Source organism: Caballeronia sp. 11_S32 (genome assembly GCF_056930355.1).
The window spans coordinates 1,402,043-1,417,803 of record NZ_JBXOWH010000004.1 but is presented as its reverse complement, the minus strand read 5'-3'; the positions used below and the strand labels follow the sequence as shown (position 1 = coordinate 1,417,803).

Annotated in this window: 14 protein-coding genes; 12 read left to right on the top strand and 2 right to left on the bottom strand. The window is 64.9% G+C overall.

Translation table 11 applies throughout. The features are described 5' to 3' along the window. Positions 1-86: 86 nt before the first annotated feature. Entirely contained in the window at positions 87-761 is a 675-nt protein-coding gene (locus tag AC1Z32_RS32685; protein WP_483482958.1) for a FadR/GntR family transcriptional regulator, read from the bottom strand. A 125-nt stretch (positions 762-886) separates the two neighbouring features. Between AC1Z32_RS32685 and AC1Z32_RS32680 the strand changes: the two genes are divergently transcribed. The 4 genes from AC1Z32_RS32680 to AC1Z32_RS32665 are packed head-to-tail and all read left to right on the top strand — an operon-like array spanning position 887 to position 5,240. After that, the gene (locus AC1Z32_RS32680) at positions 887-2,086 is read left to right on the top strand and encodes a mandelate racemase/muconate lactonizing enzyme family protein (protein ID WP_483482957.1); all 1,200 of its coding nucleotides are present in this window, start codon (positions 887-889) and stop codon (positions 2,084-2,086) included. 52 nt (positions 2,087-2,138) lie between these two features. Then, positions 2,139-2,864 (top strand): ribonuclease activity regulator RraA, encoded by a 726-nt coding sequence (locus tag AC1Z32_RS32675; RefSeq protein WP_483482956.1) that lies wholly within the window; start codon positions 2,139-2,141, stop codon positions 2,862-2,864. A 40-nt stretch (positions 2,865-2,904) separates the two neighbouring features. Then, complete coding sequence (locus tag AC1Z32_RS32670) at positions 2,905-4,299, top strand: MFS transporter (RefSeq protein WP_483482955.1); 1,395 nt, start codon at positions 2,905-2,907, stop codon at positions 4,297-4,299. Continuing rightward, positions 4,296-5,240: a 2-hydroxyacid dehydrogenase gene (locus AC1Z32_RS32665; protein ID WP_483482954.1), complete on the top strand. Its 945-nt coding sequence runs from the start codon at positions 4,296-4,298 to the stop codon at positions 5,238-5,240. The genes AC1Z32_RS32670 and AC1Z32_RS32665 overlap by 4 nt, the downstream gene beginning before the upstream one ends. A gap of 157 nt (positions 5,241-5,397) precedes the next feature. Here AC1Z32_RS32665 and AC1Z32_RS32660 read toward each other — a convergent pair whose 3' ends face one another. Continuing rightward, entirely contained in the window at positions 5,398-5,763 is a 366-nt protein-coding gene (locus AC1Z32_RS32660) for an alpha/beta family hydrolase (protein ID WP_483482953.1), read from the bottom strand. Between the two features lie 807 nt (positions 5,764-6,570). Between AC1Z32_RS32660 and AC1Z32_RS32655 the strand changes: the two genes are divergently transcribed. Genes AC1Z32_RS32655 through AC1Z32_RS32620 form a run of 8 tightly spaced genes read left to right on the top strand, consistent with a single transcriptional unit; the run spans position 6,571 to position 15,747 of the window. Next, on the top strand, positions 6,571-7,368 hold the full coding sequence (locus tag AC1Z32_RS32655; protein ID WP_483482952.1) for an enoyl-CoA hydratase/isomerase family protein: 798 nt from the start codon (positions 6,571-6,573) through the stop codon (positions 7,366-7,368). A 7-nt stretch (positions 7,369-7,375) separates the two neighbouring features. Then, positions 7,376-9,517 carry an acetate--CoA ligase family protein gene (locus AC1Z32_RS32650; protein WP_483482951.1) on the top strand — a complete coding sequence of 714 codons (2,142 nt, stop codon included), beginning with the start codon at positions 7,376-7,378 and terminating at the stop codon, positions 9,515-9,517. Further along, the gene (locus tag AC1Z32_RS32645) at positions 9,514-10,341 is read left to right on the top strand and encodes an enoyl-CoA hydratase/isomerase family protein (protein ID WP_483482950.1); all 828 of its coding nucleotides are present in this window, start codon (positions 9,514-9,516) and stop codon (positions 10,339-10,341) included. The genes AC1Z32_RS32650 and AC1Z32_RS32645 overlap by 4 nt, the downstream gene beginning before the upstream one ends. Positions 10,342-10,345: 4 nt before the next feature. After that, positions 10,346-11,263, top strand: coding sequence for an ABC transporter permease (locus AC1Z32_RS32640; protein WP_483482949.1), 918 nt, complete (start codon positions 10,346-10,348; stop codon positions 11,261-11,263). Beyond that, positions 11,260-12,141, top strand: a complete 882-nt coding sequence (locus tag AC1Z32_RS32635; protein WP_483482948.1) for an ABC transporter permease — start codon at positions 11,260-11,262, stop codon at positions 12,139-12,141. The genes AC1Z32_RS32640 and AC1Z32_RS32635 overlap by 4 nt, the downstream gene beginning before the upstream one ends. A gap of 51 nt (positions 12,142-12,192) precedes the next feature. Continuing rightward, positions 12,193-13,743 carry an ABC transporter substrate-binding protein gene (locus AC1Z32_RS32630; RefSeq protein WP_483482947.1) on the top strand — a complete coding sequence of 517 codons (1,551 nt, stop codon included), beginning with the start codon at positions 12,193-12,195 and terminating at the stop codon, positions 13,741-13,743. Further along, on the top strand, positions 13,740-14,756 hold the full coding sequence (locus tag AC1Z32_RS32625; protein WP_483482946.1) for an ABC transporter ATP-binding protein: 1,017 nt from the start codon (positions 13,740-13,742) through the stop codon (positions 14,754-14,756). Before AC1Z32_RS32630 ends, AC1Z32_RS32625 begins: the two co-directional genes overlap by 4 nt. Beyond that, positions 14,740-15,747 (top strand): ABC transporter ATP-binding protein, encoded by a 1,008-nt coding sequence (locus tag AC1Z32_RS32620; RefSeq protein ID WP_483482945.1) that lies wholly within the window; start codon positions 14,740-14,742, stop codon positions 15,745-15,747. Before AC1Z32_RS32625 ends, AC1Z32_RS32620 begins: the two co-directional genes overlap by 17 nt. The last annotated feature ends 14 nt before the right edge of the window (positions 15,748-15,761 follow it).

Genomic DNA, 15,761 nt, shown 5'->3' with positions numbered 1-15,761 from the left:
TGTGTCGAACTGGTCGACACGAGCTTGCTCCATCTGACGTACAGGTGTGCAGGTCTTGTAACACAGGCTGTACGCCACGGCGAATCTTATCCAAACAAACGCGCGATGCCGCTTCTTATGTGAGAGACCATTGCCTGGCGCGCTTCGTCCGGATCGCCTTTCGCGATTGCCTTGTCGATCAACTGATGTTCTTCGCGGATGTCCCGCACGCGCCGCAATCTGGGTTGTGACGAAAACTCTCTGATGACGCGCGTGGCCATACGCCTATGGTCCCGAATGGCGGCCATGGTCATTACGTAGAACTTGTTGCCGCTGGCGGCCGCAATCGCTTCATGAAAGGCGATGTCCTCCTCGATGCTCTCGGTGCCGCGGCTAATCGCCAGTTCGAGAATGCGTCGCCGCGTGCTGATCTCATCGCGCAGTTCGCGGTTTTCGCTCACCGCAGCCCACGCGGCGCACTCGCCCTCTATTACGCAGCGGAATTCCAGAAAGGCCCGAACTTCTTCGACACTCTGGATCGGACCGAAAGGCGCGCTGCGCAGGTGCGGCTGTCCGACGAAGTTGCCCGCGCCTTTGCGCGACACCACCCAGCCCTCCGACCTCAAGCGTGCCAAGGCCTGACGGACAATCGGCCGAGACACGCCAAGCATCTCCGCCATAGGGTTTTCACCAGGCAGTTTGTCGTCCGGCATGAGCCGGCTGCGGTCGATGAAAGCCAGAATGCCTTGATACGCAACGTCGGTGAGCGGGGAGACGGTCATCAAAGTGGGCTCGATCGTGAATACCCAAAATCTTAATCCTGTAATACAGGTTGGTCCATTCTTTGACGCAAGCATGGTCGCCCTGAGAGCATGGCTGCAACTCTTCAACGGTCGTCAACACTGCCATGTCCACTATCACGAAGCTGCGCACCATCCGTATTGCCGAGAGGCCTAACCTCATCTGGGTCGAAGTCGAAACCGACGAAGGACTCATCGGCCTCGGCGAAACCTTCCGCGGCGCGCAAGCGGTGGAAGCCGTCATTCACGAGCAGGTTGCTCCGCAGATCATCGGGCAGGATTCGCGCCGCATCGATTCGATCTCGCGTCTGCTGCAGTCGCCGTATGTCGGCTTTCAGGGCGCGAGCGCGGAGATTCGCGCGGCGAGCGCCGTGGACATTGCGCTGTGGGATATCAAGGGCAAGCGCCATGGCATTCCCGTGCATGAAGCGCTCGGCGGAGCAAACCGTCTCGAGATCCCGGCCTACAACACGTGTGCCGGCTACTCATACAACAGCAACAACGCGTCGCGACGAGTGATCTCGGGACAGGACGCGGCGCAAGGTCCCTATGACGACCAGATCGCGTTCAACCAGGACGCGGGCCGCCTGGCGATGAGCCTTCGCGAAGAAGGCTATCGTGCGATGAAGATCTGGCCGTTCGATGTCTTCGCAGCCGCGACCGGCGGCCAGAACATTTCACTCGCCGACCTGAAGAAAGGACTCGAGCCGTTCCGCAAAATCCGTCAGGCCGTCGGCGACGACATCGAAGTGATGTGCGAACTGCATAGCCTGTGGGGCGCCGTGCCTGCCGAGCGCATTTGTCGCGCGCTCGAGGATTTCGGCGTGTTCTGGGCGGAAGACCCAATCAACAAGATGCACGACGTCGAGGCGCTGGCGGATCTGCGTTCGCGCGTGCGCGTACCGATCTGCGGTAGCGAAACGCTTTCCGGCAGCACGCAATTTCGCGAGCTGATGGCCGCCGACGCAGTCGACATCGTCATGGTCGATCTGGCTTGGTGCGGCGGCTTGAGCGAAGCGCGCAAGATTGCGGCCATCGCCGAATCGCACCGCCGGGCGCTCGCGCCTCACGACTGCACCGGGCCGATCACGCTGATGGCCGGATTGCATTTCGCGCTGCATGCGTCCACCGCGATCTATCAGGAAGTCGTGCGCGCGACGCTCTCGACGTGGTATCGCGATCTCGTCAGTGAACTCCCCGTCATCGATCACGGCATGGTCAAAGCGCCCGTTCTGCCTGGTCTTGGCACTGCGCTGCGTCCCGAAGTGAAGCTCCGCGCCGATGCCACCGTACGCGAGTCGCGTTGAGTCGCGTTGAGTCCCGTTGAGTCCCGTCATCCAATCTTGATCAAAAAAGGCTATGTCTACGTCATCCCTTACCCCTGCATTGCGCGCGCAACTCGAAAAGATCAGCACCGCCACCCTCGCGACCGCGCTCTACAAGCGCGGCCTTCGCCAGCAAGTGATTCAAGGCGTCACGCCGCTCGCCCGACTGGGCAAGAGCATGGTCGGGGAGGCTTTTACGCTGCGCTATATCCCGGCGCGCGAGGATCGCAACGGGCTCGAGGTCTTCCGCAACCCTGAGCATCCGCAGCGCAAGGCCGTCGAAACATGCCCGCCGGGCGCGGTCCTCGTGATGGACAGCCGCAACGATCCGCGAGCTGCATCCGCAGGCGGCATTCTCGTGACGCGACTGATGAAGCGTGGCGTCTCCGGCGTCGTGACCGACGGCGGCTTCCGCGATGCCGACGATATCGCGCGCAGCAGCATTCCGGCGTTCCACACCCGTCCTTCGGCGCCGACCAACCTGACGTTGCACGAAGCACTCGATATCAACGTGCCGATCGGTTGCGGCGGCGCAGCCGTGTTTCCCGGCGATGTCATCGTCGGCGACAACGACGGAGTGATCGTCATTCCCGCACATCTCGTCGAAGAAGTCACCGCCGAGGCCACCGAAATGACCGCGTTCGAGGACTTCGTGATGGAGCAGGTGCAGGAAGGGGAGGCCATCATCGGGCTATATCCGGCGACGAAACCGGAGACCCACGAGAAGTTCTCCGCATGGCGCACCCGCAACGATCGCTGAACGCAGGCGTACAGATAAGCCGAGGCGATTAAAGGAGACAATGATGAGTCGAAGTTATGGCGCGTCCATTCAGGATGCCAGGCCAACGAAGGTCCGCTACTGGATCCTCGCCGTGCTGTTCGTCGTCACGGCGTTGAACTACGCGGACCGCGCGACGCTTTCGATTGCCGGAACCGCGGTCTCGAAGGAGTTCGGTATCGGGCCGGTCGCGATGGGATACCTCTTTTCCGCCTTCGGCTGGAGTTACGTGCTCGGCCAGATTCCGGCGGGCTGGCTGCTGGACCGGTTTGGTTCGAAGCTGATCTACGGTGTCAGTCTGCTGTCGTGGTCGATGTTCACGATGTTGCAGGCGAGCGTCGGCGTGTTCCACCCCGCCTATGCGTTCGTTGCGCTCTTCGTGATCCGCTTCCTGCTGGGGTTGGTCGAATCGGCGGCTTTCCCGGCCAATAACCGGATCGTGGCAGCGTGGTTTCCGTCCGCGGAAAGAGGCGCGGCGACCTCGATCTTCAACTCGGCGCAGTATGTCGCGGTCGCGTTCTTCGGACCGTTGATGGGCCTGATCGCCGCGCATTGGGGATGGCAATACATCTTCCTCGCGATGGGCGCACTGGGCGTTCTCATTGCATTCGCCTGGCCGAAGCTGATTCACGATCCGAGGCGTGATCCACGCATCAATCGCGCCGAGTTCGACCATATCACGCAAGGTGGGGCGCTGACCGATCTCGACAATGCGAAGTACTCCGACGCACCTCGGCCCGGCTTTCGCACGCTCCGTAAGGTCCTGAGCAACCGCATCTTTCTCGCCGCCTACATCGGGCAATACGCGATCGCCGCGCTGACGTATTTCTTTATCACCTGGTTTCCGATGTACCTGATGCATGAACGCGGCATGCCGGTCGCCAAGGTCGGCTTCGTCGCCGCGATTCCGGCGATCTGCGGATTTCTGGGCGGACTCGCATGCGGGTTCCTTTCCGATGCGCTCCTGCGTCGCGGCAGTTCCATCTCCTTCGCGAGAAAGACGCCGTTCATCGTCGGCATGCTGCTCGCGGCAACGATGGTGGCCTGCAACGCAGTGACCGAGGAATGGCAGATCGTGGCGATCATGGCGCTCGCGTTCTTCGGCAAAGGGCTGGCGGCCATCGGCTGGGCCGTGGTGTCCGATACCGCGCCGAAGCAGATCACGGGTCTTGCCGGCGGCGTGTTCAATGCGATTGGGAATATCGGCGGAATCGTCACGCCGATCGTGAGCGGCTACATCATCGCGACGACCGGCTCTTATGCAGGCGTGCTGGTCTTCGTCGCTGCTCACGCGCTCGTATCGGCCGCTGCCTACGCGTTCCTGATGGGACCGATCCGTCGCCTCGATCTGGACGCGGAAGAGCACGAGGCTTGCATGACCGAAAGATCGCAACCAAACAAAAGGGGAACGGCGTGAAAGTCCTTCTGTTGAGACAACACAGTCCGCATGCGCCGCTGCTCGCTGAACTGCTTGGGCCGGGCTTCGATGTTCAAGGCATAGAACAGGTCATCGGGCGACTCGATACCGATGTCCTTGTCACGACGCATCTGTCGCAAGAAGAGGCTTCGGGCACGTCGGCCAGGCTCGTTCATGTGCCCGGGGCCGGCTACGAAGGCATCGCGTGGAGCAGCCTGCCTGAGGGATGCATTGGCGCCAATGTGTTTTGCCACGAGGTGCCGATTGCCGAGTACGTGATGCACGCTGCGCTCGGTCACATCTTCGCGCAGCATCTGCCGAGCGCGCTGACCGCTCAGTCGTGGCCACGCGCCTATCTCGAAAGGGCGTTTCGTGGCGAACTCCACGGTGCGCGGATGACGATCGTGGGAACCGGCCATATCGGTCAGGAAGTGGCGAAGCGTGCACAAGCGTTCGGTGTCCGCACCACGGGCATCAACCGGCGCGGCGGCGGGGCGCCATGCTTCGACACCACCGCACCGATCCAGCAGATCGATGCATTCCTGCCCGACACCGACATTCTGGTTCTATGTTGTCCGCTTGACGATACGACGAGGCATCTGATGGACAGCGAACGCATCGCGCGCCTGCCGGCCACGAGTTTGCTCATTAACGTCGCGCGCGGCGAAGTGGTCGAGGAGCGAGCGCTTTACGAGGCGCTACGCGACAAACGAATCGGTGGGGCGGTGCTCGACGTCTGGTATCAGTACCCGAAAACCGTGGATGACGAACTGGCGCCGTCGCGATATCCGTTTTCCGAGTTGCCCAATGTTGCAATGACGCCGCATATCTCGGGTTGGAGCAGAGGTTTGCTGAATCGGCGCTATCGCACGATCGCCGACAACATCCGTCGACTCGACCAAGGAGTTCAACCCGAGAACCTGATTTGGCCTCGGCCGTGATCGGATACCTTTCCTGACAGGATATTCCGGCCTTCACGACGCGTAGGCCGGCCGACCTGACGCGTACGGTTCCTCATACGAAGGAACACCTTCCCGAGCGATGTTTTATCCAATACGGGTCGGATAGAGCGCTATTAAATAAGCATGACGAAGCGAGTCAAGTGGAGACGAGATGAATTTTGAACGCCGCATCCTTTTTTTGGCGGCTGCCGCCCGCGAAGAGCGGCAGGGCTGGCAGCCGCCGGCGGGCCTCTGCGACGGCTGCCTGCACGGCAGCATGTGCCACGGCCGACGAGTCCACCCGCTTGGAGCCCCGCTCCATGTACGGAAACGGGTAGCGCAATGTGGCGACATTGGCCGCCGCAAGCGCGTCGGCCAATGACGACATGCTGGCGTGCTTCATGCCCGCCCCTGCACCGTGCGCGAAGACGAACAGGGCTCGCGCGTCCTCCGGCACTCGGAGGAGCCCAGAGACCTTAGTGCCGTCGGGCAGTGCCAGGGAAAGGGATTCTGGGTCGTCCATCGTAATCAGGTCGTGTCGTTGTGGCCTTTGCGCCGATTCTGCATCAATGAGGCATCGGGGAGCGTTTGTGGCGGCTCCGGCAAGGCATTGGGCAGGTGGACTTTGCCGGCCGATCCATGGAGTGCGCGCCCATCGCGAACGGCGCCGCAGTCGCGATGTGTCGGTTCACGACCGCAAGCCCAACCTGTGGGCCGCACCGTGATCCGCGCTTTGAGACATCTGCGTATTAGCACGCCTGCATCTTTGTCAGCGAGCTGTTACGACACTGCAATCAGCGTCAAAGGAAGTTCTCGAAGGGCAGTTCATTTATCTGGCTCTCTGGAAGAGCACGTCCGGCTGCAAGAGGTTCTGGGTCCGTCCAGCTTCCGTCATTCATAGTTGCGGAGTCCAGGCCCCTCGATTGACCGCTTCCCATCGATATCCGGGCATTCTGGTTGAGAGTCTGGGCACGACGATTCGTCGTGCATGCCAAACGTGCAAAACCGCACGCTTCTCTCGACGCCATCGCCATAACTGACTGCTCCGCCCGACGCGACGACGCGCGGGCGCTCGGCGAGGCGCTCTATTCATGAAATCTATTTCTCCTGGCAATCATCATTCATTTCATTGATAAGTATTTCAAGCGGTGGCCATGGATCGATCCTCGGGTTTACCGGCATACAAGCCCAAATATGGCAGACATAGAATCCGTAACAAGACATCAAGTTCGAAATCGAACACGGTGTATTATTCGTGGGCGCAGACGGCACGCCGATGTTCTCGACGGGCGCATCCGCGCAGACGATGCCATTTCGGAGCACGAAGCTTATGGGCGAAATCCTGGTGGAGACGCGTGATGCGATACGCGTGCTGACCATTTGCAACGAGCCGATCCGCAACGCGTTTGACGAATCGATGTCGGTCGCGCTGCTTGAGGCTTTCAACACGGCGGAGGCCGACCAGCGCATTCGCGTCGTGATCGTCACCGGCGCCGGCGATCTCGCGTTTTCCAGCGGCCATGACCTCAACGAGCTCGCCTCCGGCGAGCACGCGCGCAGCACGGTCGGCGAAGCGCCGTTCGTGCGTCCGCTGACCATGCGCAAGCCGGTCATCGCGGCGGTCAATGGCCATTGCTGGGCGGCGGGCTTCATGCTCGCGCTGTCCTGCGATCTGCGCATCGCCAGCGAGAACGCGGTCTTCGGTTCCCCCGGCGCACGGCTCGGGCTGCTTCCCGAGGGCGGTCAGCTATACCGCTTGCCGCAGTTGATCCCACCGGCGCGGGCGCTCGAAATGATGCTGACCGCCGAGCCGATGAGCGCCGGGCAAGCCGCCCGCTTCGAGCTCGTATCGCGCCTCGTGCCGAGCGGCCAGGCGCTCGCCGAAGCGATGACGATGGCGGCCGTCATCGCGTCACGCTCGCCCGCGGTGGTGCAGGCTGTCAAGTCGGGCGTCAATCTCGGCTTGCGCGACGGCACGCGCACCGCGGAGCGCTACGAAGCCGAGACCGCCCTGGCGATGCATCAGGGGCCCGATTCGCGCGAAGGCATTGCCGCGTTCCTCGAAAAGCGCGCGCCGCGCTTCGCCGACCTGCCGTCGCTTCCTTCTTCCGACCACTCCGGAGCCTGATCCGAACATGGCCACCCAACACCCATTGCATCGCCTGTTCAAGCCGCAGCACGTCGCCTTGCTCGGGGTATCGAGAGACAGGGACAAGGCGGGCTATAAGTTCCTGCGCGCCTTGCTCGATGCGGGATTCAGCGGCCGGATCTCGCTGCTCGGCCGGCAGGCCGGCGAACTCGAGGGCCACACGATCCACACCGACGCGAAGGATCTGCCGGCCGATATCGACGTGGCCTTCAATCTGCTCGGACCGGCGCAGACGCCCGCGGTGCTCGAAGCGGCCGCGGCGCGCGGCGCGGCGTTCGCGGTCGTGTTCACCGCCGGCTTCGCGGAGATGGGCGAGGAGGGCGCCCGCCTGCAGGCCGACATGGTGCGTGCCTGCAACGCGCACGGCATGCGCATCGTCGGTCCGAACTGCATGGGCCTGTTCAATCTTCCCTGGGGCCTGAATCTGACCGAAATCACGCCGCTACCGGCCGGCAAAGTGGCACTCGTGTCCCAGAGCGGCAACGTCGCGGTGACGCTGTGGGATCAGGCGCGCAAGCACGATCTCGGATTTTCGTGCTTCGTCGGATTCGGCAATCAGGCCGATATCCCGATGCACGAATACATCGACTATCTTGGCCAGGACGACGACACGCGCGTCATAGCGATCTATCTCGAAGGGCTGCGCCCGGGAAGCGGCGACCGCTTCTTCGAAATCTGCTCGCGGGTGAGCCGCATCAAGCCGATCGTCGTGCTGAAGGGCGGCCGGGCGTCGGCGGGGAGGCGCGCGGCGGAATCGCATACGGCGTCGCTGTCGTCGGCGGAGCGGGTTTATCGCGCGCTGTTCGAGGAAGCGGGCATCGTCGAGGTCACGCAGATGGAGCATCTGCTGCCGGTTGCCGAAGCCTTGATGCGCTGCCCGCCGATGACCGGCGACGATGTCGCGATTGTCGGTTCCGGCGGCGGCCACTCGACGGTCTGCACCGACGAGGTGGAATCGGTGGGCCTGAAGGTGCCGGAATTCCCCGTCGAACTCGTCGACAGATTGAGCGGCCTCCTGCCGTCGTGGGCGCCGAAGAAGAATCCCGTCGACATGACCGGCGCGTTCATCAACGATCCGAGCCTGTTCTCCTCCCTGACCGAACTGGTCATGACGATGTGTCCGTCGCTCGACGCCGCCGTGAACTACGGGCTCTACGGTCTGTGGAAGGAAGGCCGGCTCGGCAAGGACAGCCCGCACGACTACGTGAGCGCGGCGCCGCTGCTCGGCGCGTTGCAGGCGAAGCTCGGCAAGCCGATCGTGTTCTACACGCCGTATGCGGACCGCTCGCATCCTTCGTTCACGGCGATGCGCGAGTCGGGCGTGCCGTGCTTCGATTCGATTGCGTCGGTCGGCGTGGCGCTCGCGGCGCTCCGGCAGCGCGGGCGCTTTCTCGCGCGGGCCGGCGAGCCGCTGCCCCGGCGCGCGGAGCCTGCGCGGCCGACCGTGGCGGACGCCGCATCGCGCGATTACGCCACCGAAGTCGGCGCGTACGCCCTGCTCGCCGGATACGACGTGAAGCTGCCCGTCGTGCTCACCGCCGATTCGCCGGAAGCCGCGGCCGAAGCCAGCGAGCGGATCGGCTATCCGGCCGTGGTGAAGGCGATTTTGCCGGGCGTCGCGCACAAGAGCGATCTCGGCGGCGTGCACACCGGACTGGGCGACGCCCGCGCCGTGCAGGACGCGGCGCGCGGGATCTCGGCGAGCGTCGCGCAGGCGCCCGGCGCGCACACGCTACTGGGATTCACCGTGACGCGCGATCTCGGACGGCGCCGCGAACTGATCGTCGGCGTGCGGCGGGATGTGTCGCTCGTGTCGCTGGGCATCGTCGGTCTCGGTGGCGTGCTCACCGAAGCGCTCGACGATGTCGCCGTGGTCCTTCTGCCGGCCACGCCCGCACGCGTGGCGCGCGCGTTGGCGCGGCTCACCAGCGCCCGCGCATGGGGCGAATTCCGCGGCGAGCCCGCCGTGCCGCCCGGTCCGCTCGCCGACCTGCTCAATCAGCTGAACGCCGCGCTGTGCTCCGATCCCGCGATCGAGAGCGTGGAGTGCAACCCCGTCATGGTCGTCGGCCGGGATCTGCTTCCGGTCGATGCCGCGATCGCCGTGAACGACAAGGAGCCGACGTGACTATTCCGATGCCGCTGGTCCAGACGCAGGACAACGTGATGACGATCACGCTGAACCGCCCCGAAAAGCTCAATGCGCTGACGCCGGAGATCTACGCGTTCATCGGCGAACGCGTGACGCAAGCCAGTGCCGATCCCGCCTGCCGCGCGATCGTGCTGCGCGGCAATGGCCGGGCGTTCTCGGCGGGCTTCGACCTGACGCTCGAAATGGGCGACCGCACGCACGAGGAACGGCTGCATTCGCTGCACGAAATCGCCAACCGGGCGCGCTGGGCGGTGTGGCGCTGCAAGAAGCCGGTGATCGCGGCGATTCACGGCTACTGCATGGGCGGCGCGTTCGAACTGGTGCTGCCGTGCGACTTCACGATCGCCGCCGAAAGCTGCCGCCTCGGCGAGCCGGAGATCCTGTTCGGCGAAGGTCCCGCGTTCATGATGGTGCCGTGGCTCGTCAATCACAAGATCGCCAAGGACATCCTGCTGACCGGGCGGCAGTTCACGGCGGCCGAGGCGCTGCGCATGGGCATCGTCAGCACGGTCGTGGCGGACGATGCGCTCGAGGCCGCCGTCGAATCGCTGACAGAGACGCTGTGCCGTCTCCCGCCGTCGGCGGTGACCATCAACAAGGTGGGCATCAACCGCGCCTACGAGGCGCAGGGGATGGCCGCGCATATCGACAGCTGGGTGGAAGCCGCCGCGTATCTCTCGTTCATGGACGACGAAGCGCGCAGCGAATTCCAGCGCCGCGTGATGCAGGAAGGACCGAGCGCCGGGATTGCGTGGCGCACGCAGTACTACGCCGGCGGCAAAGCCTCCGAAAGGACCTAGCGTCATGCTGCATCTCATCGGCAAGCAGATCGGGCTGGGCCTGTGCGTCGTGCTGACGGCGATGACGCTCACGTTCTTCATGGTGCGCCTGAGCGGCGATCCGACCGCCCAGATCCTTCCGCAGGACGCGAGCGCCGAACAGCGTCTCGCGCTGCAGAAGCAGCTCGGGCTCGACAAGCCGGTGCCGCGGCAATATCTGAACTACATGGAAGGCGCCGCGCAGGGCGAGTTCGGTAGCTCGTATTTCGACGGCGATACCGTGACCGCCATCATCATGCGGCGCCTGCCGAACACGGTGCTGCTCGCGTGTACGTCGCTCGTGATCGCGCTGGTGTTCGCGATCCCGCTCGGCGTGCTCGCGGCGACGCGGCGCGGCGGGCTGCTCGACCGGTCGGTGCAGGTCGTGAGCGTGATGGGCGCGTCGGTGCCGTCGTTCTGGATGGGCCTGCTGATGATCCAGATCTTCGCGGTCGGCCTGGGCTGGCTGCCGACCTACGGCATCGGCGGCTGGCGGCATCTCGTGCTGCCGTCGATCACGCTCGCGCTGTTCGTGTTTCCGGGCATCACGCGGCTCACGCGGTCGTCGATGCTCGAAGTGCTGCCGGCGAGCTACGTCAACGCGGCGCGCGCGAAGGGCATGCCCGAGCACCGCGTGATCTTCCGCACCGTGATGCGCAACGGCATCGTGCCGGTGCTGGCGCTGATCGCGCTGGAGATCGGCTCGCTGTTCGGCGGCGCGGTGCTGACCGAGACGGTGTTCTCGTGGCCGGGCATCGGACGGCTCGCCATCGAATCGATCCAGCGGCGCGATTTCCCCATCATTCAGGGCGTGGTTGCCTATGTCGCCGTGATCTTCGCGGTCATCACGGTGGTCGTCGAAATCGTGATCCGGATCGTCAATCCGCGGCTGAGGAAAACATGACTCCCTCCACGCTCTCCATTTCGCCCTGGGCGCGGCTGCGCCGGCGTGTCGCGCGCCAGCCGGTGATGATCGTGTTCTGCATTGCCTTCCTGATGCTCACGCTCGTCGCGGCGCTCGGCGGCGATGCCATCACGCCGTTCGACCCGACCTTCCAGGATCTCGGCAGCCGCCTGCTTCCCGCCGGCGCGACGGGCGCGGAAGGGCGCTACTGGTTCGGCACCGACGCGCTCGGGCGCGACGTGCTGTCGCTGCTCATCATGGGCGCGCGGCCCGCCCTGTTCGTGTCGATAGCGGCGGTCGCGCTGGCCGCCGCGATCGGGATCTGCGCGGGCGTGTTCGCGGGCTATCGCGGCGGGCGCGTCGCGGACCTGCTGCTGTATCTGTCGAACATCCAGTTGTCGTTTCCGTTCTTTCTGCTCGCGATCACCGTCGTCGGCATCCTGAGCCCGAGCGTGCCGCTCGTGATCGCGGTGATCGCGCTCGGCACCTGGGTGCCTTTCGCGCGCGTGACGTACTCCGACACCAACCAGATCCGCCAGCTCGAATACATCGAGGCCGTGCTCGTGATGCGCGGCAGCAACTGGCGCGTGCTGTTGCGCCATATCCTGCCCAACGTGCTGCCGAACGTGCTCGTGCTCGCTACCTTCGCGCTCGGCACGGCGATCGTGATGGAAAGCGGCCTGAGCTTCGTCGGCCTCGGCGTGCCGACCGACACGCCCACGTGGGGACGCATGCTGAGCGAAGGCCGCGACTACATGGACACCGCCTGGTGGCTCACCGTGTTTCCGGGTTCCTGCATTTTTCTGCTCGTGCTGTCGATCAACGTGCTCGGCGAACAGTTGCGCGATTCGTCCGATCCGAAGCTGAACCGGCGCTGAAGACGCCGTGTCCCTCACCCACTGACGCATCTCAACTTGAAGAGGTAGCTCATGAAAGCGGGAGAACCAGTTGCAGCAAGTCCCCTGGCGAAGGCGTGGCGCGCGCTGACATGCGCGGTGCTCCTCTGCGTGGGAGTGCCGGCCACGCACGCGGCGCCGCCGGCGGGCGCCGAAGTGCGCGTGGCGCTGAGCGGCGGCATCGATCAGCTCGATCCGGCGCGCACCGCCAATGGCCCCGACATGGCGATCATGAGCCAGATCTACGACACGCTGCTCGCGCTCGATCCCAACAACGGGAAGCTGCTGCCGAACGTGGCCACGTCGTACACGCTCAAGGAGCCGACGCTGTGGGAATTCAAGCTGCGCAGCGACGTCAAGTTCCAGGACGGCAAGCCGCTGACCGCCGAGGACGTCAAGTTTTCGATCGACCGCATCCTCAACCCGGCGACGAATTCGCCGCACGCGTCGCAGATCGCATCGATCTCGGAGGTGATCGTCGTCGATCCGACCACGGTCGATATCCGCACGAAGACGCCCGATCCGCTGCTCCCGCGACGCATGCAGCCCATCGGGGGCAGCGGGCGGGTGTTCATCGTGCCGAAGCATTACTTCGAATCGCATAGCCAGCAGGAAGTGAACGACAAGCCGCTCGGATCGGGCCCGTACAAGCTGACCGAGTGGCGCAAGGGCAGCGCGCTGACGCTCGAGCGCAATCCGACCTATTGGGGCACCGTGCCGGACGTCTCGGTCGGGCGCTTCACCTTCGTGCCCGAGAACTCGACGCGCGTCAATGCGCTGCTGCAAGGGGAAGTGGACATCATCCAGCGCGTGCCGATCGCGGATGTCGATCGCATCGACAAGTCGCAGAACGCGAAGGTCATCTCCAGCATGGACGGCCTCGTGCACACGCTGCTGCTCGATTCGCGCAAGCCGCCGTTCAACGACATCAAGGTCCGCAAGGCGTTCGTCGAATCGCTCGACATGAACAACATCGTGACGCATCTGCTCGGCAAGTACGGCCGCGTGCTGGGGCCGCCGCTGGCGCCGACCGTCGTGCAGTACGACAAGGCGATCAAGCCGTATCCGACCGACCGCAGGGACGCCAAGGCGCAGCTCGACGGCAAGCCGATTGACCTCAAGACTTACACGTCGGATGGCCGCTACGTGAACGACCGCGACATCTATCAGGCGATCAACGCGCAGCTCAACTCGACGGGCTTCAAAATCACGCCGCAGGTCATGGAGTGGGGCCGTCTGATCGGCATGATGCAGAGCCGCAGCGGCGGGCCGTTCTATATCATCGGCTGGGATTTCGGCGAGGGCGACGCGAGCAAGATGAACTCGTTTCTCAATTCGAGCTCGCCGCTCAGCGTGACCGCCGACCCCGAGTTCGACAAGCTGGCCGCGCAGGCCGCCGGCCAGATGGACGATGCGAAGCGGGCCGAGGACTGGAAAGCCGCGCAGCAACTGGTGCACGACCGCTATTACGTCGCGGCGGTGTGGCAGGCGGCATCGATCTACGGCTTCTCGAAGCGGCTCCAGTGGGACGCGCGCTTCGGCGACAACTTCGACCTCGCCACGGTCAAGGTTTCGGCGAAATGAACGTGTCCACACTGCGCAGCGAGGCGGATACGCCCATCCTCGACATCGCCGACCTCAACGTGTCGTTCGGCACCCGGACCGGCGACGTGCGGGTGGTGCGCGACCTGAGCTTTCGCGTCGCGCGCGGCGAAGTCTTCGCCGTGATCGGCGAGTCGGGCTCCGGCAAGTCGACGATGGCGCAGGCGGTGATGGGCCTGCTCTCCGGCGATGCGACCACCACCGGCCGGATCACGCTGGCCGGCCAGCCCATCATGACGCTCTCGCCGCGCGCGCGCCGCCGGCTGTGCGGCGAGCGCATGGCGCTGATCAGCCAGGACGCGCTCGCGGCGCTCAATCCGTGCACGACGGTCGGCTTCCAGATCGCCGAGACGCTGATGGTTCATCGCGGCATGTCGCGCCGCGCGGCCATGCGGCGCGCCGTCGAGCTGCTGACGCTGACGGGCATTCCGTCGCCGGAAGACCGCGTGCATCACTATCCGCACGAGTTCTCGGGCGGCATGCGTCAGCGCGCGCTGATCGCGATCGCGCTGGCGCTCGAACCCGACCTGCTGATAGCCGACGAACCGACCACCGCGCTCGACGCCACCATCAAGGCGCAGATCCTGCAACTGCTGATGCGCCTGCGCAGCGAACTGGGCATGGCGGTGCTGATCGTCACGCACGACATGGGCGTCGTGGCGCGCATGGCCGATCGCATGCTGGTGATGTACGCCGGGCGCGCGGTCGAAACCGGCCCCGTCACCGACGTGTTCGACGCGCCCGCGCATCCGTACACGCGCGCCTTGCTCAGAGCGATGCCGCGTCTCGATTGCCCGGGCGAGGCGCTGCGCGCGATCGCGGGCGCGCCGCCCTCGCCGCAGGCGATTCCGCAAGGGTGCGCGTTCCATCCGCGCTGCCCGCTCGCGGTGCCGGAATGCGCGGCGGAACTGCCGCGGCCGATCGTGTTCGCCGATGGCCGCATGACCCTATGCCGGTTCTCTCCGGATGAGGTGAAGTATGCAGAACGTGCATGAACTGGCGACGCCCGCCGACGAGGTTCCGGCGCTGCATGCGTCCGGCCTGTGCCGGCGCTTTCGGATCTCGCGGCCCTGGCCGGCGCGGCCGCTGTCGCTCGACGCGGTCGATGACGTGACCCTTTCGCTCGGGCGCGGCAAGACGCTCGGCATCGTCGGCGAATCGGGCTGCGGGAAGTCGACGCTTTCGCGCATGCTCGTCGGCATTCTCGCGCCGAGCGCCGGGACGCTGCACGTGGGCGGCGTCAACATCTCGCAGTTGCACGGCGAGCGCTGGCGCGAGGTGATGCGCGACGTGCAGATGGTGTTCCAGTCGCCTTACACCGCGCTCAACCCGCGCCTCAAGATCGGCGAGATCGTGCGCGAGCCGCTCGATATTCACGAAGCGCATCTGCCGAAAAAAGAGCGCGCCGCGCGCGTGATCTCGATGCTCGAACGCGTCGGGCTGAACGCGGGGCACGCGTCGCGTTATCCGTATTCGCTGTCGGGCGGGCAGCAGCAGCGCGTGGGCATCGCGCGGGCGCTGGTGCGCCCGGCCCGCGTGGTGATCTGCGACGAGCCGGTGTCCGCGCTCGATGTCTCCGTGCAGGCGCAAGTGGTCAATCTGCTGCGCGAGCTCCAGGACGATCTGCGCGTGTCGTACGTGTTCGTGTCACACGACCTGGCCGTGGTCGCCAACATCTCGCACGACATCGCGGTGATGTACATGGGCCGCGTGGTCGAATCCGGCACCGCGCGCGATGTGCTGCAGGCGCCGCGGCATCCGTACACGCAGGCGCTCGTCGATAGCGCCAGCGTTCCCGATCCGCGCGTCGAGCGTGCGCGCGCGCCGCGCGTGCTGACCGGCGATCTGCCGAGCCCGACCGATCCGCCGAGCGGCTGCCGCTTTCGCACGCGCTGCTGGATGGCGCGGGACATCTGCGCGCAATCGACGCCGGCCTTGATTCATCGTGCCGGCGCGCCGCAGCGCGTGGCCTGCCACTTTGCCTGACACCTTCCTTCTTC

Coding starts and splice junctions, on each gene's coding strand:
- AC1Z32_RS32685 (WP_483482958.1), bottom strand. CDS start 761: ATGACCGTCTCCCCGCTCACCGACGTTGCGTATCAAGGCATTCTGGCT.
- AC1Z32_RS32680 (WP_483482957.1), top strand. CDS start 887: ATGTCCACTATCACGAAGCTGCGCACCATCCGTATTGCCGAGAGGCCT.
- AC1Z32_RS32675 (WP_483482956.1), top strand. CDS start 2,139: ATGTCTACGTCATCCCTTACCCCTGCATTGCGCGCGCAACTCGAAAAG.
- AC1Z32_RS32670 (WP_483482955.1), top strand. CDS start 2,905: ATGATGAGTCGAAGTTATGGCGCGTCCATTCAGGATGCCAGGCCAACG.
- AC1Z32_RS32660 (WP_483482953.1), bottom strand. CDS start 5,763: ATGGACGACCCAGAATCCCTTTCCCTGGCACTGCCCGACGGCACTAAG.
- AC1Z32_RS32655 (WP_483482952.1), top strand. CDS start 6,571: ATGGGCGAAATCCTGGTGGAGACGCGTGATGCGATACGCGTGCTGACC.
- AC1Z32_RS32650 (WP_483482951.1), top strand. CDS start 7,376: ATGGCCACCCAACACCCATTGCATCGCCTGTTCAAGCCGCAGCACGTC.
- AC1Z32_RS32640 (WP_483482949.1), top strand. CDS start 10,346: ATGCTGCATCTCATCGGCAAGCAGATCGGGCTGGGCCTGTGCGTCGTG.
- AC1Z32_RS32635 (WP_483482948.1), top strand. CDS start 11,260: ATGACTCCCTCCACGCTCTCCATTTCGCCCTGGGCGCGGCTGCGCCGG.
- AC1Z32_RS32630 (WP_483482947.1), top strand. CDS start 12,193: ATGAAAGCGGGAGAACCAGTTGCAGCAAGTCCCCTGGCGAAGGCGTGG.
- AC1Z32_RS32625 (WP_483482946.1), top strand. CDS start 13,740: ATGAACGTGTCCACACTGCGCAGCGAGGCGGATACGCCCATCCTCGAC.
- AC1Z32_RS32620 (WP_483482945.1), top strand. CDS start 14,740: ATGCAGAACGTGCATGAACTGGCGACGCCCGCCGACGAGGTTCCGGCG.